Here is a 21120-nt window from a genome sequence, read left to right on the forward strand (position 1 = left end):
AACCACACGTTGAAGCAAAAGGCACGACGGCATTTTGAAACAAGCGTGTGGTGGCGGGGTAAATTTTATCGCGGTGTGTTGCGAGTATGTGGTTCGACTACTTGACTATCGGGGGCTAATGGGTGACCCCGCGCCTTGCGCGCCTTGTGTCCCTCGCCTCCCTCAATCAAGGCTATTGAATATCCTTTCGACCTCAGCCCGATTGCCATCAAGCAGTGGAGTGTGGTCATAGAAAAATCGGAAGTTAAATTCTCCATTTTCATGCATGACCAATAAAAACCAGTTCATTCGTTGCTGCCTTTAATTGCATTTTCATGCAATGCCAAAATCGCATCGTAGGTTTCAGGTGAAGCACCTATACTTCTGTTAGCAGTTTGCACCATTTCGTTACCGATCCAGCACCTGGCTGTTGCTTTATTTCTCGACGAAGTACCTGGTTGAACAAGCAGTTCCTGATAATAGGCAAGCTTTCGCCAGTCTTTCGGGGCTGTATATGCCAGCTCTTGTACAACTAAATCGGACAATTCCGCACTTTGCAATGAATTCATATTTCCGGTATTGAATTTAAAAATGTTTTAATGTTAGACCTGATCCCTCGCCGCTGAGACCCGCTCCCTTGCCCCGCGCCCGCAACGTTTAGCGTGTCTTTAATGAATTTTTCAACGGAATTTCCCAATAAGATGGAGCATCACCAGGCGCGTCCATACATTGCCGTATGACGCCGTCGGCCATACGTACAGTACTGCCTATAGAGTGAACCTTGCCGTCAAAGTGACAGCTTTCATCTGGAGGTCTTTCATTACTTAATCTCTCTTGGCTTGCTTTTGCAGGTGACGCAGACATTAAGAACACTGCTTCTGTGATTATCATCAACACCATCAAGCCAAAAAGCACATGCAATTTGAAATTAGTCTTTTTGAGTAGTTCGCTGTTTGCCTGGCAATTTTTGCAGGGGATTTCTTTGATCTGAACTGGTGCTTCTATTTGTGCTGTATCTGCCTGCAAATCATCATCAATACATTCTGCATACTTCTTGTCGATGTACTCGCAAGCTTCATTAAATTTGCTGCGTGGAGAATTATCCATTTTGTCAGTATCAAATTTATTTAGCAATTCGCGGTAAATATCGAGCGCAGTCAAATCTGACACGGCCGACAATTCATTTACTTTTTTTGTGATGTCGTCGCGCTGCACTTTGGTCAGAAGTTTTTCTCCATCATTGTTCAGGTTCAAATTTATGACAATGCTGAGCGATGGCCCAACATTTGAATCACCCATCACAATCTGGCCTACATCACCGCTTATTTCATTTGTTTGCGCCATTACCAACCTGCGTTTCCTGCCTTCATCAAACTACATGCTTGATATTGAAAATCATTTTTTCAGACCGACAGCAAACTGCTGATAGAAATCGATTCTGAATACGTATTGAAGCCATTCCTTATTTTTACCCAAGATAAAGGGCTGCGATGGGATTGTTAGTCCGCGTAGATGCGCATAGCCCATCGCATTCCCACCCAAAATATGAAAATGCAAATTTGCGTGCAAACTGGTGCAAAATTTTGTGCCGCTTTTCAAGTTGCAGAAGCAGCCTCGGTAACCATGCCCGCTTTTTGCTATTTTTATTTATTTCTTATAATAAAGTCAATGTAAATGCACAAAAAAAGGCCCTTGATTATTAATCAAGGGCCTTTTCGTATTCATTGGCGGAAGCTGTGAGATTCGAACTCACGAAGGCTATAACACCTCGCCAGTTTTCAAGACTGGTGCATTCAACCGCTCTGCCAAGCTTCCGAGCCGCATAGTATAACCTGAGTGGCGGGCTTGGGCAAGGATCAAATTTCGAAATGGAAATTTTTATCCAGCAAAGTGAGCAATTGCTGGGGGCTGACGGGTCTGGAGTAGAGGTAGCCCTGCACTTCGTCGCAACCGGCGTTGATGAGGAAGGCCAGTTGCTCGCGGGTTTCTACGCCTTCGGCGATGACTTTGTGCTTGAGTTGCTTGGCCATCATGATGATGGCGCTGGCGATGGCGCAGTCGTTCTGGTCTGTGGGGATGTTGAGGATGAAGGAGCGGTCTATCTTAAGCGTGTCTATCGGGAAACGTTTGAGGTATGAGAGGCTGGAATAGCCGGTTCCAAAATCGTCAAGGGCCAGCACGACGTCCTGGGCGGTGATTTGCTCCATGATGGCGATTACGCTTTCTGTGCTGTGCATGAGCATGCTTTCGGTGATTTCCAGCTCCAGCCATAGTGGGGAAATCTGATAGCGATGCAAGGCCCCTTTAACGCGCAGTGGCAGGCTGTTGGTGAATTCTCTCGCTGTGACATTGACTGCGATGCGAAACGGCGCTATGCCGCTGTCTTGCCATTCTTTGGCCTGAGCGCAGGCGGTTTCCAGCACCCAGGCGTCGATTTGCAATATCAGGCCGGTTTCTTCGGCGATAGGGATGAATTCTGTCGGTGAGATCAGGCCTTTTTCTGGGTGCTGCCAGCGCAGCAAGGCTTCTGCACCGATGATTTTGCCGCTTTGTATATCGACCTTGGGTTGGTACTGTAAATAGAATTCCTGGTTTTCCAGGGCCTTGCGCATGCTGGATTCGAGGTACAGCCTGCCAGCAATGCTCTGGTTCATGCTGTCGCTGTAAAAAACAAAGCTGCCGGACACATTACCTGCGCTGCGTTTGGCCTTGTACATGGCAATATCGGCTTTTTGCAGCAAGGCATTGGCGTCATTGCCATCTTGCGGGAAAACGCTGATACCTATGCTGGCACCGACGCGCAATTCGTGGCCAGAGACGACGAAGGCATCATTTAGCGCCTGCAATAGTTTTTGCACCACCAGGCTGGCATGAAAATGCTGGTTGATGTCGAGTACAGCGATAGCGAATTCATCACTACCCAGGCGGGCAACGATGTCGTTTTCGCGCAGGGTCAGCAAGAAGCGGGCTGCCACCTGGCGCAGTAGTTCATTGCCTACGTCGTGCCCCAAGGTGTCATTGATGAGCTTGAAGCGGTTCAGGTCAAGAAAGATGATGGCGGCGCTGGTGTTATTTCTTTGCGAGTGCAAGAGTGCATTATCGACGAGTTGACGGAACAGGCTGCGGTTAGGCAGATTGGTCAGGCCATCGTAATAAGCAAGGTGATTGATTTTTTGTTCTGCTTCCTTACGGTCAGTAATGTCACTGAGGTAGCCGATGATGCCTATGGGCAGGCCATGGGCATCGCACAAGGGTGACAGACTGAGGCTGGCCCAGAATACGTCGCCGGATTTTTTTTTGCGGCGCACTTCCATCTCGCGGCCACCATGCTCCAGAAAACTGTCATACAGATGAACGCCGGACTCATCTTCATCGTCATACAGGAACAGGATATTGGTCCCGATGACTTCTTGTGCGGCATAGCCAAAGAGTTTTTCTGCACCACGGTTCCAGCTAAGGATAAAACCTGCCAGGTCCATGGTGACAACGGATTCATGTATCTGGTCAATGATCTGGGTCTGTTGCCATTGCGCCTGGGCAGATACCTGTAACTCCTGATCAAGTTTTGCACGCTTGGAAAACAGTTTGGCGGTGAGGCTGGCGAGGGTATTTAATTTAGCCAGATCGGCTTCATTGATCTGGCCTTTTTTGCCGGACAAGATGTAATAAGTTTCTGGTGAAGCCATGCACAGCACATCAGTTTGCGTCTTTTGTTCATCCAGCTTGCCGCGTTTGAATGCCGCATTGGCATCATGAAAAACCTCTTTGACGATGCGATTTAAAGCAGCATCCAGCTCATCACCTTGCAGGCATAGCACTGCTTCACCAAGACTGGCGCCGACTTCAAGTTCATCTATCGCAGGCAAAGAAGTCATCTACATGTCCTGGCAAACCTGATTCACCCATGCATAGGCAGTGATCATGCAGTCGTAATAGTCATCAGCAGTCAGGCCAAGCTCTTCTATCAAACCTGGATCGAAGTCCTTGAGAGGCCGGTCTGCCCTTTCCACCAAATCCAGGCTTTTACCCAATGCGCCGGACTTGTGCAGCAAGGCATCCAGCACTTCTGTATGCAGGTTGAGGGGTTGCATAACTTCAGCCAGAGGATTGCCGAACAGTTTGTCGAGTAATGAAAACATGCCGACCATGAAGGCGCAGTCAAGCTCATCCTTGTTACCACCACGCTTGAGGTAAATTGCCTCCATCAGACTGGCACGAAAAGCAGCGCGTGGCATCAGTGGATTCAAGCCACCATGATGATCTTGCTGGCGCGCATACAGCAATAATTGCAACCATCTCTGCAACTGCCTGCGGCCCAGCAAATTGATGGCCTGGCCAAAACTGGACACACGCACGGTTTGCGCAAAGGCGGCAGAACTGACGAGCTTGAACAGCATGAAGGACAGGGTCGCATCTTGTTTGAATAACTCTTCCAGCTCACGCGATTCGGCATCACGTGCGACCAGGCCCAGCAGCTTTAATAGCCGCGTTCTGGCCGTCGCATCTGCGGCTTTGTTGCTGATGGGTGGATGAAATGCATAATCGCCTGAGAACCATTTAAAACCGGCTTCATTGGCCTGCTCTTGCAAGGCTGCATGTGGCAGGTGTTGCGCCAGATGGTTGCCACCATGCAGGCGCATCAGCAAGGGTTTGACATGTGCGGGGATGTCCTTGCTGCAGTCAACGCTGATTTTTTTCGCACCTTCCCATATTGCATGGTCGTGCGTTTGCAAGTCATCAACAACAATGCGGGCACCATGCGAACTGAAATATTTGAGCCTGGTTTGTACTTCTTTATCTTCTGCAGCTTTTACTGGCACACATAAAAGTATGCGTGCCAATGGCAGGCGTGTATCGATGTCTGCCGGGACCAGGAGAGGGTCTGTGATTTTAACCAGAACAGAAATACCAGAAAGCCTGGAAAAGATTTCTTTTTCATGCAGAAACTGTAGCAAAGCAATGGCATCACTGACCGGCAAAGCGCCAAAGTCAGCTTGCAAGGCAAGCAATTGCTGCTTGCTATTCATCACGGGCAAAAAAGTGCCGATTCCACGAGCAAGAGTCATAAAGAAAGACTTCAAATGTTACAAAAATTGGTAGAGATATTAGTTTGGGACTTAACCAATTGCAACACAATTTAAAGCGACAGGTGAGGTATTTTGATACTTGGTGAGCCTAATCTGACACAATTGCCAGAAAACAAGCGCAAAATCGCCGAATTGTTGATTTTGCAGCAGCTGTTGTAAATACTGCTACGCAGCTATCAGGATAGGAGATATTTTAGATTTCACCAATAAAGCATGTGGTAAAAATGCCATGCTTTATTGCGTGAACTATGCGGTTGAATTAGTCGCTGCCCAGAAAAATCTGTTGCAGGTCATTCAAAAATTGTTTGCCCAGCGGCGTGGGGCAAATGATTTCGTGGTCGCGGTAGAGCAAGCCCTTATTCTCAGCGATCAATAATTCTTTTTCTATGGAGTTGAGCAACATGCCTGTGCGCTCCTGGAACAGGTTGACCTTGAAGCCCTGCTGCAAGCGCAGTGCATTCAGCATGAATTCAAAACCCATTTCATCTGTGGGAATTTCCAGCGATTCCTGCACGCAATTGCCATTCGCCATGGCATCCATATAGGCCTTGGGTTGCTTGTAACGCGCCTGACGTATTACACGGTGCGGGAAGGATATTTTTGAATGTGCACCGGCACCTATGCCGAGGTAATCACCAAAGTTCCAGTAATTGAGATTGTGCTTTGATGCCCTGCCAGCTTGCGCATAAGCAGAAACTTCATAATTGCCATAGCCTGCTGCAGCCATGCGCCCGTGAATGAGGTCTTGCATTTCTGCGCTGAGATCGTCATCGGGTATGGCTGGCGGGAACTTGGCGAAATAGGTATTGGGTTCAAGCGTCAGGTGGTATAGCGACAGATGTGGTGGCGCAAAAGAAATGGCAGTTTCCACATCCTCCCTGACTTCATCCATGGTTTGGCCTGGCAGCGCAAACATCAGGTCCAGATTGAAGTTGTCAAAATTCACCTGAGCGATTTCTATGGCGCGGCGTGCCTCATCACCATCATGGATACGACCCAAAGCTGCCAGGTGCTTGGAGTTGAAACTTTGTATACCTATCGATAAGCGGTTGATACCGCTTTGGCGGTAAGAGCGAAATTTTTCTGCTTCAAAGGTGCCGGGATTGGCTTCCATGGTGATTTCTGCATTGCCGTCCAGTGGCAACAGCGTGCGCACGTCAGAAAGCAATCTGTCCAGGCCTGCTGCCGACATCAGGCTGGGTGTACCGCCACCGATAAAGATGGTGTAGATCTTGCGGCCCCAGATCAGTGGCAAAGCAGCCTCAAGATCAGCGCGCATGGCATCCAGGTAGGCTGCTTCATCAAAGCTGCCTTTGACCTCATGCGAATTGAAATCGCAGTAAGGGCATTTGCGCACACACCAGGGGAAATGGATGTATAGCGATAGCGGTGGCAATTGCGTCAGGTTAAGGTTGCCTGGTGCAAGATACTGGCTGGCCACATCACCGGGTATATTCGATAAGTCCGGTGATTTTTTTTGTACAGGCTGGCTTGCCGCTATGGGCTTGATGGGTATCATTTCAGTTTTTCAACAAGGGCGCGCAAGGCTTGCCCACGGTGCGACAATTGATTCTTTTCTGCTGCTGCGAGTTCGGCCACGGTCTTGTTCAAACTGGGGATGAAGAAATGTGCATCATAGCCAAAGCCATTTTCACCACGTGCGTCTGCAATAATTTCACCTGCCCAGACACCATCGGCAATCACAGGCTGCGGATCAAATTCTGAACGCACAAAAACCAGTACACAGTAATAATAGGCCGACTTGTCTGCTATGCCAGCCAAATCTGCAATGAGTTTTTGATTGTTACGCAAATCAGACTTGGGCTCACCAGCAAAACGGGCAGACAACACACCTGGCGCACCTTGCAAGGCATTGACGCAGATGCCGGAATCATCAGCCAGTGCCGGCAAGCCAGTCAGGCGCGATGCATGCCTGGCCTTGGTCAGGGCATTTTCGACGAAGCTGGGGTAAGGTTCCTCAGCCTCAGGCACCTCAAATTCAGATTGCGCCCTGAGGTCTATGCCCAGCGGCCACAGTATCTGGTAAAACTCTTTGAGTTTGCCCTGATTATTCGAGGCCAGGACTATTTTCTGGTTTTTGCTCATGCTTGTACTTATGTTCATGCTTACAATCAGCCTACCTGCAAACCCAGTACTTCTTTTTGCAAGGCGATCAAATCGGCGATGCCGTCATGTGCCAGGTTCAGCAAGGTGTTCATGGTCATGCGGTCAAAGGCTTCACCCTCTGCTGTGCCCTGCACTTCAACGAAGTGTCCATGTTCTGTCATGACGACATTCATGTCTGTGTCGCATTGAGAATCCTCAGGATAATCAAGATCGAGCACAGGATGCGATTGGTAGACGCCCACCGAAATCGCCGCAACAAAGTGCCTTAGTGGTACGCGTGGAATAAGCTCGCGTTCTACCAGTTTGGAAAACGCATCATAGGCAGCAACCATGGCACCAGTGATGGATGCTGTACGGGTACCACCGTCAGCCTGGATCACGTCGCAATCGATATGCAGGGTACGTTCACCAAAGGCTTCCAGATCAAAGGCAGAACGTAGCGAACGGCCTATCAGGCGCTGGATTTCCTGGGTGCGGCCAGATTGCTTGCCCTTGGCCGCTTCCCTGTCCATACGGGTATGGGTGGAGCGTGGCAACATGCCGTATTCTGCGGTCATCCAGCCCTGCCCTTTGCCTTTTAAAAAGCCTGGGACTTTGTCTTCTATGCTGGCAGTACAAATAACACGGGTGTCACCAAACTCGATGAGGACAGAACCTTCTGCATGCTTGGTGAAATGGCGGCTGATAACCACCGGACGCAATGCGTCCGGTGAACGCCCGCTAGGGCGAAATGAGTTTGACATGATTTAGTTCTTAGAGGTGATGCGTGATGATTTATGGATCGCGTTGCGAATTTCTGCTATGGCTTTTTCGATTTCTGCATCATTGAATACGTCACCATCGGTGGTTTCAATTTCTGCATCGACTGGTGCCTGTATCGTTGTGGTGACCGAGCCTATCGGCAAAGTGTTGGTAGAGATGATGGTGGAATTATCCATACGATCATCGCCTTCCCACATCATCGCCAGAGCTGTGACATTGTCACTTTGCTTGCCGGCGATATCAACGGCTGAGCGTATCAACTCTGGTATTGCACGCACGATGGTGTGATCATGCAGGCGCTGCGCCAGCATATGATCTGGCAAGACTGACCATAATCCATCAGAACACAGCAACAGCAAATCGCCAGGTTGTAAAACAGCACGGCGTGATAATTCAACGATAGGTGCATTGGGTGCACCCAGGCAGTTGAACAATTTGTTGCGGTCAGGATGGGTATGTCTTTCTGCCGGGTCAACCTTGCCCTGAGCGATCAGGGTTTCCAGACGGGAGTGATCCTTGGTGCGCAACAAAATCTGGCCCTGGCGCATCCAGTACAGACGTGAATCACCACAGTGTGCCCAATATGCATAGCCGTTTTGTATCAGGCAGGCAACGATGGTAGTACGTGGTGTTTCTGGCAAATTATTGATCGCACGGTAACGATGTATCTCTTGATGGGCAGCCAGGAAGCTGTCTTCCATGAAGCGCTCTGGCCGGCCTATCATGGGGTGAGCTTGTTGCTGGAACAAGTTACCTATGGTTTGCATGGCGATGGCAGCTGCCATTTCTCCCATGATGTGACCACCCATGCCGTCCGCCAGCAAAAGCAAAATCGAATCGCGGGTAAAGCTGTAACCCATTCGATCCTGGTTGACCTTGCGGCCACCAATATGACTTTCTTGATAAACGGAAAAACGCATGAGATTTTTAAAACTTTATATTAATTATTTATAAAAACAGGCCTAAGAATAAACTACTAATAAACTACTTTAGTCCAAGGCCCGCCCAGCAGCTAACTCAACATACTCAATTCAGGGTACTTTCCTGTATGGTTGTATGATCGCTTTCGACTTTTTTTCTTTTTGCACTGCCTATCAGGGTCTTGAACTTCAGTGTCACTTTTTCCATGAAAGTCAGCTCACGCTGAGGCTGTGCCTGGATAGCCAGGGCTTTTTGCAAGGCAAACACGCTTTGCGGGCGCTCCAGCGGGTCCAGTTGCAGGCACCAGCGCACTACTTCTATCAATTCTGTAGAGTATAAACCCTCCAGCTTACGGTAGTGCCCTTCCATCTTGTCACTGGTCTTGCGCTGGTCTGAGGGTTGTGGTGGTGCACCTACCATACAAGCAAAAATCGAGGCACCAATACTGTAAATATCAGTCCACGGACCCAGATTGCCATTCTTTAAATACAACTCTGGCGCAGCAAAACCCGGAGTATACATTGGGTAGAGCTTGGGGATGTCAGTTTTCAAGGTTTGACGGGCAGCACCAAAGTCCAGCAAGATGGGGGTACCGTCCAAACGCAGGTAGATATTCGCTGGTTTCAAGTCCAGGTGCAGCAGCTTATTGGTATGCACCTCTCGCAAGCCATTCATGACCTGGTTGAACATGCGACGGATGAAGCGTTCTGACACCAGTGGCTTTTCACCTTTGTCGCGACGACGAAGGATGTGTTCTTGCAATGAGCGGCCAGATTCGTAGGCCATGACCATGTACACAGTCTCATTGGCGCGGAAGAAATTGATAACGCTGACTACATTGGGGTGCGAGATGCGTGCCAGTGCACGGCCCTCTTCAAAAAAACACTTCAATCCTATGCGGTAAATCGGCAAGTTCTCATTCGAGATTGCCGGCACCAGTTCGCCTTGCTGGCGTAAAGCCAGGGAACTGGGTAAATACTCTTTAATTGCAACTGCGTTGCCATCTTCGTCAGAAGCCAGATATACAATACTAAAGCCACCGGACGCAATTTTCTTTACAATGCGGTATCCGGCAATTTCCAGTCCATCTGGCAGAGGTGCGTTATTTTGTGCGGCCATCAATCGTCCAATTCACTATACAAAACGGATTGTGTTGATTATTGCGGTATTTGTAAAGAATATCCTAGTGTCTAATGCGCAATTTTGCCACTCCAGTACACAGTTCACGCTTTTTTAAGGAATTACCTTGAGCATTTTCAGCATGACAGGTTATGCCACCAGCACCAATGAAACAGATGCTGGCACCATTACCATAGAGATCAAAAGCGTCAATTCTCGCTTTTTGGATCTGCAATTTCGTATTAATGACGAGTTTCGCTCGGTTGAATCGCAGTTTCGCGAAGCACTGACGCGCAAACTGGCGCGCGGCAAAGTGGAATGCCGCTTCAGTTTTGGCAAAAAACTGACAGAAACACATAATAAAAGCCTCAATGCCAGCTTGCTAGAGCAGCTTGCCAGTTTCCAGGTCAATCTGAAGCAGCAGTTCCCTGATGCTATCCCCCTGAGCACCAATGAAATCCTGCGTTGGCCCGGCGTCATAGAAGAAAGCGAAATCAATGCTGAATTCTTGCAGTCCGCTATCAATGACACGATCAACAAGACGCTGGAAGCATTCGTCGTCAGCCGTGAGCGCGAAGGTGCAGCGCTGGAGCAAGTACTGCTGAGCCGCATCGCGGCAATGGAAGAGATTGTCATCCGTATCACGCCTTTGATGCCGCAAATCGTCCAGCAATTCCAGCAAAAAGCCACTACCAGGCTGGAAGAGGCCTTGGGACTGGCTCTGCAATCCAGCGGCAATAACGCTGGCCAGACCATCTCCCGCGAAGAAGCGCTGGACCGCATCCGTCAGGAAGTGACCATGTACGGCATACGGGTGGATGTGGCAGAAGAGTTGGCGCGTTTGTCAGCCCATCTGACAGAAACCAGGCATATCCTGAAAAAAGGCGGCCAGGTTGGCAAGCGACTGGATTTCATGATGCAGGAATTGAACCGCGAAGCGAATACTTTGGGCTCTAAGGCAGCGTCCAAGGAATTGTCAGATGCATCCATGGAATTGAAGTTATTCATAGAGCAGATGCGCGAACAAGTGCAAAACCTTGAATAAACAGGCGCATTTGCTTATACTCCCGCACTCTTTTTCTTGGGAAATGTTTCGGGATAAGGGCTGACTGGAGTATGCAGCCCGATTTTATCTTGCTAATGACCTGAGATGACCTGAATTAACCCTACCGGAGGAACATCATGCAAACCAATAATACGACTGCTGGCAGTCTTTTTGTGGTCGCCGCCCCCTCTGGTGCGGGCAAGTCTTCGCTGGTGAATGCCTTGCTGGCGCAGGAGCCGGCCATCAACCTGTCGATTTCTTACACTACCCGTGCGCCACGTCCAGGCGAACAAGATGGCCGGGAATATCATTTCACGACGCCGGAAGATTTTCTGGAGCGTAAAGCACAAGGTGAATTCCTGGAGTCCGCAGAAGTATTTGGTAATTATTATGGCACTTCACGCATTATCATAGAAGACCAGATGCGCTCTGGCACCGATGTTTTGCTGGAAATAGACTGGCAAGGTGCGCAGCAAGTCAGAAAGCAGTTCTCTGGTGCTGTTGGCATTTTCATCTTGCCACCATCAATACCAGCACTGGAAGAGCGCCTGAGGAAGCGCGGCCAGGACGAGCCACATGTCATTACCAAGCGCATTTTGGCTGCTGGCGGTGAAATGGCGCACTCTCCAGAGTTCGAATATGTTATTATTAATCAAGACTTTGCAACAGCCTTGTCAGAATTGAATGCAATCGTGAAAGCCACGCGCTGCCGATTTGCACAACAGGCAACACGCCACTACGAGCTGTTCACCCAACTTGGCATTCACGCCAACGCGAATTAATTCGCAAACCCAATTTAGTGAATTTTTAGTATTGAGGAAAAAATATGGCACGTATTACCATTGAAGATGCATTGAAACAAATCCCTAATCGCTTCCAGTTGACACTGTGCGCTACTTACCGTGCGCGCCAATTGCTGCAAGGTCACACACCTAAGGTTGACTCCAAGGACAAACCTACGGTCATCGCCCTGCGTGAAATCGCTGAAGGTAAAATCGGTATAGAAATGTTGAAAAAAGTGCCGGTATAAACCGCTGCACCTGCATTCTTAGCCGCTCCTTCTTTAAGCCTTTATCCGGCCGGGAATCACAGAATGAACCTCAATGACAGTCATTCATCTCTGGAAAGCAAACCGGCCGATTCAGCTTCAGTCGCGCTGGCTGCCATGCGCAGCCCAGCCAGCAATATAAATAAACACAGCTCCCCTCTAGATGATATAGACAGTATTCGTGCATCTTCAACGAATACCGGTGTCGCTTCCATTACTGCATTAACCAATCGCATCAGCGAATACATGTCGACCAGTGAATTGAAACTGGTCAAGGAAGCCTATCGCTTTTCTGATGAAATGCATCTGGGTCAGGTACGCAAATCTGGCGAACCCTATATCTCTCACCCCATTGCCGTGGCAGAAATTTGCGCAGAATGGAAGCTGGATGTGCAAGCCATTATGGCTGCACTCTTGCATGATGTGATGGAAGATCAGGACGTTAAAAAGGATGAGCTGATCGAGCGCTTTGGCGCACCAGTCGCCACCCTGGTTGATGGCCTTTCCAAGCTGGAAAAAATAGAATTCCAGAGCCAGATAGAGGCCCAGGCAGAAAACTTCCGCAAGATGTTGCTCGCCATGGCCAGGGACGTGCGCGTGATCCTGGTAAAACTGGCAGACCGCCTGCACAATATGCGCACCCTGGACTTCATGTCTGCGGAAAAAAAACGCCGTATCTCGCGCGAGACCATGGACGTGTATGTGCCTATCGCGCATAGACTGGGCCTGAATAATATTTATCGTGAGTTGCAGGATCTGGCGTTTTCGCATCTCTACCCCATGCGTTACCGCACGCTGTCGAAAGCCGTCAAGGCAGCACGCGGCAACCGTCGTGAAGTCGTCAACAAGATCATGGACGCGGTAAAGACCGCACTGGCAGAAGCGGGCCTCAAGGCTGAAGTATATGGCCGCGAAAAAACCCTGTACGGCATTTACCGCAAGATGCATGACAAGCACCTGAGTTTTTCCCAGGTATTGGACGTGTATGGTTTCCGTATTGTGGTCAGCGATTTCCGCGATAGCTATTATGCGTTGGGTAGTTTGCATGCCCTGTACAAGCCCATGCCTGGCAAGTTCAAGGACTATATTGCCATACCCAAGACCAATGGCTATCAATCATTGCACACCACCTTGATTGGCCCTTACGGTACGCCGGTCGAATTTCAGATACGCACACGCGACATGCATCATGTCGCAGAATCTGGCGTCGCTGCGCACTGGCTATATAAAAATGAAGAAGGCAGCCTGACTGATTTGCAGCAACGCACGCATGCCTGGCTGCAATCTTTGCTGGACATACAAAAACAGACAGGTGATTCTGCTGAATTTCTGGAACACGTTAAAATCGACTTGTTCCCTGACTCTGTCTATGTCTTCACCCCAAAATCCAAAATTATTGCCCTGCCACGCGGAGCAACAGCTTTGGACTTTGCTTACACAATTCATACTGATATTGGTGACCAGGCGATCGCCACACGTATCAATCATGAGCCGGTGCCGCTGCGTTCTGAATTGAAGAATGGCGATATCGTCGAGATCATCACCTCACCCAATTCACGCCCTACACCAAACTGGCTAACTTATGTGCGCACTGGCAAGGCCAGGTCGGCCATACGCCACTATCTGCGCACGATCAACCTGAATGAATCGACAGAGCTCGGCAAGCAATTGCTGGCACAGGCCCTGGTGTCGGTGAATTTGAATCCAGACTTGCCAACGTCATTGGTAGACAAACTGCTCAATGAATCGAGTGCAAAATCCCTGGATGAAATCCATACCGACATCGGCATAGGCAAGCGCATGGCAGCGCTGGTGGCGAGGCATATACTGGATTTGGTGGAAGATGATTCACCATCCATCCCCTTCCAGCAATTCGGCGACAAAATCAATAACAAGCGCGACCCTGTCATTATTTATGGCAGTGAAGGCTTGTCGGTACAGTTGGCAGCCTGCTGCCTGCCCATACCTGGTGATGGCATCGTAGGGCAGCTCAAGCGCGACCAGGGCCTGGTGGTGCATACTGATGATTGCGAGCACGCCAAGCGTCTGCATATCAAGGAACCAGACCGCTGGATAGACGTGAACTGGGGTGAAGACCTTAACCGTCGCTTTGATTGCCGCATTGCTGTAACAGTGACGAATGAACGCGGCGCCCTCGCCCGTATCGCGGCAGAGATAGGTGAGTCAGACGCAAATATCAGCCATGTCAATATGGAAGATGGCGATGCCAATGACATGACCAATATTCACTTCACCATACAGATAGAAGATCGCACCCACCTCGCAAAAATCATGCGCAACATCAAGCATTTGACTGGTGTTACGCGCATAGTTAGAGAGCACGGCTAAAGAGGCGTTGTGGTCTAGTCTTACCACCTTGCACTAAAGTACTGCCTGCAACAACGCCACCTGGCCATCTTACCTGGAACAGCCTCTGATAACTAGCTAGTGTATGGTCTTGTGCATTTTGCGCAAACCCCACCAAACCACGCCCGCAATTACCGGTAGCGACAAGCCAGCCAGAATATCTGGATTGATGGGCAAACCCATTGCCTTGAGACCCTTGCCCGCATAATAGACCAAACCCGTCATGTAATAGCTGATCGCCACGACAGACAAGCCCTCTACCGCCTGCTGCAAACGCAATTGCTGGCCAGCACGGGCATTCATGCTTTGCAGTATCTTGCGGTTTTGCTGCTCCTGAACTATACCTACCCTGGTGCGCAACAAATCATTGGTATTGGCGATACGCTCTGCCAGCGTTTCCTGGCGACGCACGATTGCCTCACAGGTATTCATGGCGGGTGCCAGACGCCTGTCCATGAATTCACCTATGGTAGGTACGCCCTCTATCCTGAACTCGCGCAGCTCCGCTATTCGTGACTGCACCAGCTTGAAATACGCCTTGGATGCGGCAAAGCGGTAACTGTTTTCCAGCGCCAGTTTTTCTGTGCGGGCGGCCAGGTCTATGATTTGACGGAGCAAGCTTTGCTCTGCATCGGTGGAATTTGCTTCACCGTGACCGTTGCTTGCCATGGTCATCGCTGCTGTCAGGGTTACCAGCTCACTTTCTATGTCATTCAACACAAAAGAAGCATTTTGCGCATGTGGCAAACCCAGCAAAGCCATCATTCTGTAGGTTTCTATCTCTAACAGTCGCTGCACAGTACGTCCTGCTTGCTGATCGAGAAAGCCATTATCCTTGACGACGAAGCGGCTGAAGCCGTCAGCCTGTATCAGGAAATCTGTCCACACTTCACCACGGCTCAGGACTTCACTACCAACGACCACTCCGCCCTCAAATATCTGTTTTACCGGCAAGGGAGGATGAAATTCCTGTGTGGCAGGAACAAGTGCCACATGGGTCGCCACCATGACCTTCTCTTGCAACTCAAACAACCATTGTTGTGGCAGATGGCGAATCGGTGCATTTGCAAATACCTGCGCCAACTCCGTCTCAGGCGGGGTCTCGTCTTGCTGCTCAGCCTGGTTTTCTACAAAGGTATAAGTAGCAAATTCTGTATGGCACTCCCATTTAAGGCGGAAACGGCCAAAATCATGGAAGAAATACTTGGCATCACCTGATGGGCTGGCGACTGCAAAGTGTCGGCAAAAATCACCCAGTATGACTTGCTGGGTCAGTAAATTATCGCCGCCGAGATGGGCGTCGTTCCTGGCAAAAATGGCCAGGTGTGTCAGCGTCTCAGGTGCATGCAGACGCAATGAGGGGCGAGAATGGACTTCGGCCGCCAGTGGTACGCGCAGGGGATGATTGAGTTTGGAATAAGCAATAGACATGTGGATTAATCAGGAAATTGGAAATCTTATGCCGGGTAATTGACTTCAAGTATGGTCAATTCCTCTACTCCTCCTGGTGTACGCAGTGTCACTGTATCGTCAACCCTGGCCTTGATAAGTGCTCTGGCCACTGGGGAAATCCAGCTGATCTTGCCTTGCAGAGGGTCAAATTCATCAACACCGACAATGGTGACAGTATGCGCTTCACCATGCTGGTTTTCATAGGTGACCGTGGCCCCAAAATAGATTTGATCAGAACCATGATGAATTCGGGGATCAAATACTTCCGCAATATCGAGGCGCTTGGTCAAAAAGCGTATGCGCCTGTCGATTTCGCGCAAACGCTTCTTACCGTAGATATAATCGCCATTTTCTGAACGGTCGCCATTCGAGGCGGCCCAATGCACGATATTGACTACTTCAGGCCGATCTACATCCATGAGCTGCAAAAACTCATCCTTCATGCGTTGATGCCCTTGTGGCGTCATGTAGTTTTTTACACCCGCAGGAATGGCGGGCGCGCCGAATTCTTCTTCGTCGTCCGGATCTGATTCTTTGATAAATGCTTTGCTCATTTCTACATTGTAGCGGACTTGATCAAATTAATTTTCTTTGTGACACCGAAAGCCCACACTTAGCTTATAAAATAGACGAATACTTCGCTTGCCATTAGCATTCAATATCACTACCGATAGCTTGCTAGCTAATGTCAGCTTGCCTGAACAAGAAAATGGATTTTGCATGACAGAAAAAGCAGCAATTAATGTACTCATCGTCGATGATCATGCCGTGGTCAGGGAAGGGATAAAAAGCATTATCTCGACTACAACGGATATCGCGGTTATTGCAGAGGCAGAAGCCGGACTGGAGGCGATACGCCTGAGCCGCCAACTGGATTTTGAAGTCATGCTGCTGGACATTGCCCTGCCGGACAAGAACGGTATTGAGGTCTTGAAGCAAATCAAGTCAGAAAAGCCCGCTATTGCCGTCCTGATGTTCTCCATACACAGGGAAGACCAGTATGCCGTGCGCGCGCTGAAGGCTGGCGCTTCAGGCTTCCTGAACAAGCAATGCAGCAGCACCCAAATTCTGGAAGCCATACGCCAGGTGGCCCGTGGTTTGAAATACATCAGCACGCAACTGGCACAAGAGTTAGCCAATAATCTGAACCAGGAGCATGAAGATGCACTGCACAAAACCTTGTCTGACCGTGAGTTTCAAACCATGACCTTGATCGCATCGGGGAAGTCGGTCAGTGATATCGCAAAAGAATTGTCACTTTCTGTAAAAACCATTAGCGAATACCGGTCCAGAATTCTATTGAAGATGAAATTGCGGCACAATGCTGAATTAACGCACTATGCCATTAAAAATCAGCTTGTAGATTAAACGGCAATATTGATGTCGTCAGCACTACTCTTGTTAGCAAGGTCATTGGCAAAGCAAAATGTCAAAAACTCCAAATACTTCGCAATTCAAAAGCCCAACGGATATTGCGCGCGAGACATTCAGGCAATTGGCGATACAGCGAATTGCGCCAACGCCAGAAGCCTATCGTAAACTTTATAATGACATCGCTGGCGTCCCCGATGTTCCGGATGTCCCTGTTGAGGCCACGCCTCCACCAGAAACAGCAGCCAAAATTTCAGAAGCGGAAATTTTACTGGCCAATTTTGCCAACAACCTGCAACTTTCGACTGGCGACATGTCCAGCTATGGCCAACGCTTCAGCCGCGCGATCAAGACCGGCAACTGGCAAGACTATGGCCGCGGCTTGACGCAACTGGCAGAGCGCATTACTGCGCCACCAGCAGCACCAGGTAACAATATCAGCCTGGTTGATGATCCAGTTCCCGCGCCTGCCGCCAGTAAAAATATTTCTCTGGTCGATGATGGTCCGGTTGAAGACCCACGACTGCGCATCCTCAAGGATTTGCTGTACCGTACCTTGACACTCGCCCTCACCTCATTGCTGAAACCGACGCCGCAACTGGCTGGCGAATCGGAAAGCCTGGGCATGTCGGTCAAAACAGCCGTCAATGAAGGGGAACTGAATCAAATTGCTGGCCGCTTGAAGCAGTTGTGCTTTCAAATTGAATTGCAAAGTGGTGATAGCGCAGAACAACAGGAATTGTTACTGCGCCTGTTTGATTTATTGCTGACCAATATCCATGATCTGCTGGATAACGACAACTGGTTGCGTGGTCAAATCGAAGTTGTACAAAATCTCATTGCCGGTCCTATAGATCACCGTGCCTTGCAAGAAGCCACGCGCAGCCTGAAGGATGTCATCTACAAGCAAGGTGTGCTGAAAAACAGTATCGCCGAGTCGAAAACCTCAGTCAAAAACATGATGACAGCGTTTATCGACAGATTGAATGCCATGGCTGACAGCACTGGTGTTTATCAGCACAAGATGGGAACCTATTCGCAGCAACTGAGTTCAGCCAAGAATGTTGCAGAAGTCAACGATTTGATACGCAATATCCTCAATGAAACCAAGGAAGTACAGTCTGAAACCTTGCGCTCACGTGACATGATCGTTGCTGCACAAAAAGAAGTCAGCGAAGCTGAAGCCCGTATCAAGGAACTGGAAAACAAGCTTGCCCACATGAGCGAACTGGTCAGGGAAGATCAGCTTACAGGCAGCCTGAACCGCCGCGGCATGGACGATGTATTTGAACGCGAAGCCGATCGAGCCGACCGCCGCAATACGCCTCTTTGTGTAGCTTTGCTGGATCTCGACAATTTCAAGAAACTCAATGACACCCATGGTCATGCTGCAGGTGATGAAGCACTGGTTCACCTGGTACGCATTGTCAAGCAAACCCTGAGGTCAATTGACGTCGTGGCACGCTACGGTGGCGAGGAATTCGTCATCATCATGCCAGAGACGCAGTTGGAAGAAGCTGCGCAGGCGATGATGCGCGTGCAGAGAGAACTAACGAAACACTTCTTCACGGCCAACGATCAGCGATTATTCATCACCTTTAGCGCTGGCGTTGCCTTGCGCAATTCACGCGAACCACAGGAAGAAACAATCAAGCGTGCAGACAAGGCTATGTATGAAGCGAAACAATCCGGGAAAAACCGGGTAATCAAGGCTGCCTGATAAAGATACGATCAAAGTTCCTATCCAACCAACATGCCTGGCAGACCAGGCATGTTTTACCAGCCCTCTCCTTCTAGCTCACCCGCTTCAGGAAACCATCGGGTGCTACGGTAATCTGCAATTTATAATCCATGCTCTTGTCGATCACGAATTCTGGATGGGTTTTCAAGTATTCAAAAACTGCAGTCTTGGGGCTATTTCCTGGCTGCCATGGGCGATTGTCAAAAACGTCCGCAGGCACATCTTCTACAAAAGTATCAAAAACCACGCAATAGCTGTCTTTGGTTACCAGAGGCGCGTAAGCCTGCAGTTCTGCCAGCACGTGTTCATAGGTGTGGTTAGAGTCAAGAAAAACCAGGATTTTCTGCTTGCCTTGCGCAATCGCCTTCACCTGATCTACGATTTCTGTAGCAACACTGGAACCCTGCAACATCTGGATACGGCGGGACATGGGATGCTGCAAAATCGCTTCCTTGTTATGCTCACGAATATCAATATCAATACCAATGACTTTAGCATCAGGGTTACCACCGCAGGCAGCATTTAACTCCAGCAGTGAAGCGGAGTAAATAATAGAGCCACCGTGGGCAATACCTGTTTCTATGATCAGGTCTGGCTGTACCGTCCAGATCAGCTCTTGCATCGCCATCATGTCGATAGGATTTTGTATGATGGGTCGCCCTAACCATGAGAAGTTATAAACATACTGACGACGCATGCTTTGCTCCAGCCAATTGCGAGATTGCGCCTGGAATTCAAGATCTTTGCCCAATTCTTCTATGCGGGCATCGCGTTCTGCTTCAAATTGTTTAATCGGATTCATGGTTTTTTAGTGTAATAATTAAAAAGTGCAGGTAATTCATTCGCTATATCCAAACCCGGTTGCCCGAACGAAGACTCCAGCTTTATTGTACAAATAGACGGAAAACTGATGCATGGTGCATGATTTTCGAATTCACAACTGACACCGGATTGTTCCAGCAATGCGGCCAGACTGGCATGGGTAGTATTCCGGCCCCTGGCTAAATTGTATATGCCAATTTCACCTTGTGTGGCAATAATGGGTAAAAAACGAACTACATCTGCTATGGAAATATAATCTTTTTCTGAGTCAGGGCTACTGCGAAATATTACTTTTTTTGTTTTTGCTGCAGTATTCAGGATATCTGCCAGAAAATTCTGTTCTGGCATACCTTGCCCATACACATTCGACAGACGGACGACACGCACATTGCGACCGCCATGCAAACACAGGCTTTCACCCATGAGTTTGGAAATATTATATAAATCGCCAGACAAATGGGCACGGACGGTTAAAGCAGCATTTTCGCTCGTATTCAATGCGTCTGCATACACACGGGTGCTGGACAGATAAGTCAGACTGGCAAATTGGCTGCGTTGCAAAATTGTCGATAACAAGTGTACATGTGCATCTACCGTGGCGTATGGGCGTTGACGAAAATCAGCAGTCAGGCCTGCACAATAAAAAACATGGCCCAGATCATCTGTCATCAGACGCGAATCATCTCTTTCTGCAACATAGCTATTCCACCCGCCTAGCTGCAAAGCCTGATGCAGGTGTTGCCCGACAAAACCTTTGCCACCGATCAGCGTTGCACGCAAAACCTGACTCATTTACGCATCCCGATTTGTTGCAAAGGATTCCCGACATTGATGGAATACGCAGCTACTTCACAACGCACGATAGAACCAGCACCTATGACGCAACCCTGCCTTAAGACTGCTCCATCAAGTATCACGCAATTTGCCCCTATCCAGACATCATCTTCAATGACTATGCCACCCTTGCCTGGCAAAAAACCTTGCTGATTGATGCGCCGGTTTTTGTCATGGTAGGCATGATTGACTGGAGCAAACGTACAATTGGCAGCAATCGCAACATCATTTCCTATCACGATGCCATTTCCTGTATAGAGAACGCAGCCAGAATTGATAACGCTACGCTCACCAATCACAACATCGGCCACGCCGCCAGCAGGCTTGAATTTGACAAAGCTGTCTATGCTGGAAAAGGCACCTATGATAATGCGCGTCCCTTTGACTGAATCTTCAATATCAGCTAGTTTGGAAATTCGCGCATCTGGATGTATCTCTATCATGC

General features: G+C 49.1%; 20 protein-coding genes and 1 tRNA gene. 6 read left to right on the forward strand and 15 right to left on the reverse strand.

Annotation, left to right across the window (positions count from 1 at the left end; all coding sequences use genetic code 11):
* Positions 1–284 precede the first annotated feature (284 nt).
* The 10 genes from ACO0LD_RS24585 to ACO0LD_RS24630 all read right to left on the reverse strand — a co-directional run bounded on the left by ACO0LD_RS24585 (position 285) and on the right by ACO0LD_RS24630 (position 9995).
* Positions 285–548: a hypothetical protein gene (locus tag ACO0LD_RS24585; protein WP_423010873.1), complete on the reverse strand. Its 264-nt coding sequence runs from the start codon at positions 546–548 to the stop codon at positions 285–287.
* 88 nt (positions 549–636) lie between these two features.
* Entirely contained in the window at positions 637–1323 is a 687-nt protein-coding gene (locus ACO0LD_RS24590) for a hypothetical protein (protein ID WP_423010875.1), read from the reverse strand.
* Between the two features lie 381 nt (positions 1324–1704).
* Positions 1705–1794, reverse strand: a tRNA-Ser gene (locus ACO0LD_RS24595).
* Between the two features lie 41 nt (positions 1795–1835).
* Positions 1836–3854 (reverse strand): putative bifunctional diguanylate cyclase/phosphodiesterase, encoded by a 2019-nt coding sequence (locus ACO0LD_RS24600; RefSeq protein ID WP_423010877.1) that lies wholly within the window; start codon positions 3852–3854, stop codon positions 1836–1838.
* A complete protein-coding gene (locus ACO0LD_RS24605; protein WP_423010879.1) occupies positions 3855–5045 on the reverse strand; it encodes an EAL and HDOD domain-containing protein in 1191 nt (396 codons plus the stop codon).
* A gap of 280 nt (positions 5046–5325) precedes the next feature.
* A complete protein-coding gene (hemW, locus tag ACO0LD_RS24610) occupies positions 5326–6585 on the reverse strand; it encodes a radical SAM family heme chaperone HemW (protein WP_423010881.1) in 1260 nt (419 codons plus the stop codon).
* Positions 6582–7172: an RdgB/HAM1 family non-canonical purine NTP pyrophosphatase gene (rdgB, locus tag ACO0LD_RS24615; protein WP_423011095.1), complete on the reverse strand. Its 591-nt coding sequence runs from the start codon at positions 7170–7172 to the stop codon at positions 6582–6584. Before rdgB ends, hemW begins: the two co-directional genes overlap by 4 nt.
* A gap of 26 nt (positions 7173–7198) precedes the next feature.
* Positions 7199–7936, reverse strand: coding sequence for a ribonuclease PH (rph, locus tag ACO0LD_RS24620; protein ID WP_423010883.1), 738 nt, complete (start codon positions 7934–7936; stop codon positions 7199–7201).
* Between the two features lie 3 nt (positions 7937–7939).
* Entirely contained in the window at positions 7940–8875 is a 936-nt protein-coding gene (locus ACO0LD_RS24625; RefSeq protein WP_423010885.1) for a PP2C family protein-serine/threonine phosphatase, read from the reverse strand.
* 106 nt (positions 8876–8981) lie between these two features.
* Positions 8982–9995 carry a serine/threonine protein kinase gene (locus ACO0LD_RS24630; protein WP_423010887.1) on the reverse strand — a complete coding sequence of 338 codons (1014 nt, stop codon included), beginning with the start codon at positions 9993–9995 and terminating at the stop codon, positions 8982–8984.
* A gap of 142 nt (positions 9996–10137) precedes the next feature.
* Here ACO0LD_RS24630 and ACO0LD_RS24635 point away from each other — a divergent pair, with 142 nt between their 5' ends.
* The 4 genes from ACO0LD_RS24635 (at position 10138) to ACO0LD_RS24650 (ending at position 14437) form a co-directional block, all read left to right on the forward strand.
* Positions 10138–11040: a YicC/YloC family endoribonuclease gene (locus ACO0LD_RS24635; RefSeq protein WP_423011097.1), complete on the forward strand. Its 903-nt coding sequence runs from the start codon at positions 10138–10140 to the stop codon at positions 11038–11040.
* A gap of 137 nt (positions 11041–11177) precedes the next feature.
* On the forward strand, positions 11178–11822 hold the full coding sequence (gene gmk / locus ACO0LD_RS24640) for a guanylate kinase (protein ID WP_423010889.1): 645 nt from the start codon (positions 11178–11180) through the stop codon (positions 11820–11822).
* Between the two features lie 44 nt (positions 11823–11866).
* Positions 11867–12070, forward strand: coding sequence for a DNA-directed RNA polymerase subunit omega (gene rpoZ / locus ACO0LD_RS24645; RefSeq protein WP_186946559.1), 204 nt, complete (start codon positions 11867–11869; stop codon positions 12068–12070).
* A 63-nt stretch (positions 12071–12133) separates the two neighbouring features.
* Positions 12134–14437 carry a RelA/SpoT family protein gene (locus tag ACO0LD_RS24650; RefSeq protein WP_423010891.1) on the forward strand — a complete coding sequence of 768 codons (2304 nt, stop codon included), beginning with the start codon at positions 12134–12136 and terminating at the stop codon, positions 14435–14437.
* 96 nt (positions 14438–14533) lie between these two features.
* Here ACO0LD_RS24650 and ACO0LD_RS24655 read toward each other — a convergent pair whose 3' ends face one another.
* On the reverse strand, positions 14534–15886 hold the full coding sequence (locus tag ACO0LD_RS24655) for a DUF3422 family protein (protein WP_423010893.1): 1353 nt from the start codon (positions 15884–15886) through the stop codon (positions 14534–14536).
* Positions 15887–15912: 26 nt separating this feature from the next.
* Positions 15913–16461, reverse strand: a complete 549-nt coding sequence (gene greB, locus ACO0LD_RS24660; protein ID WP_423010895.1) for a transcription elongation factor GreB — start codon at positions 16459–16461, stop codon at positions 15913–15915.
* Between the two features lie 166 nt (positions 16462–16627).
* On the opposite strand from greB, the gene ACO0LD_RS24665 reads away from it, so the two are divergent.
* Positions 16628–17275: a response regulator gene (locus ACO0LD_RS24665; RefSeq protein ID WP_423010897.1), complete on the forward strand. Its 648-nt coding sequence runs from the start codon at positions 16628–16630 to the stop codon at positions 17273–17275.
* Between the two features lie 58 nt (positions 17276–17333).
* Positions 17334–18998 (forward strand): GGDEF domain-containing protein, encoded by a 1665-nt coding sequence (locus ACO0LD_RS24670; protein ID WP_423010900.1) that lies wholly within the window; start codon positions 17334–17336, stop codon positions 18996–18998.
* A 73-nt stretch (positions 18999–19071) separates the two neighbouring features.
* On the opposite strand, the gene ACO0LD_RS24675 is transcribed toward ACO0LD_RS24670, so the two are convergent.
* From ACO0LD_RS24675 to ACO0LD_RS24685, 3 genes are read right to left on the reverse strand one after another with little or no spacing between them, the layout of a single operon-like run.
* Positions 19072–19821 carry a cephalosporin hydroxylase family protein gene (locus tag ACO0LD_RS24675; protein WP_423010902.1) on the reverse strand — a complete coding sequence of 250 codons (750 nt, stop codon included), beginning with the start codon at positions 19819–19821 and terminating at the stop codon, positions 19072–19074.
* Positions 19818–20633 (reverse strand): NAD-dependent epimerase/dehydratase family protein, encoded by an 816-nt coding sequence (locus ACO0LD_RS24680; RefSeq protein ID WP_423010904.1) that lies wholly within the window; start codon positions 20631–20633, stop codon positions 19818–19820. The genes ACO0LD_RS24675 and ACO0LD_RS24680 overlap by 4 nt, the downstream gene beginning before the upstream one ends.
* Entirely contained in the window at positions 20630–21118 is a 489-nt protein-coding gene (locus ACO0LD_RS24685) for an acyltransferase (RefSeq protein WP_423010906.1), read from the reverse strand. The genes ACO0LD_RS24680 and ACO0LD_RS24685 overlap by 4 nt, the downstream gene beginning before the upstream one ends.
* Positions 21119–21120: the final 2 nt, after the last annotated feature.

The sequence above is a fragment of the Undibacterium sp. Ji83W genome (assembly GCF_049340385.1).
Classification (GTDB): Bacteria; Pseudomonadota; Gammaproteobacteria; order Burkholderiales; family Burkholderiaceae_D; genus Undibacterium.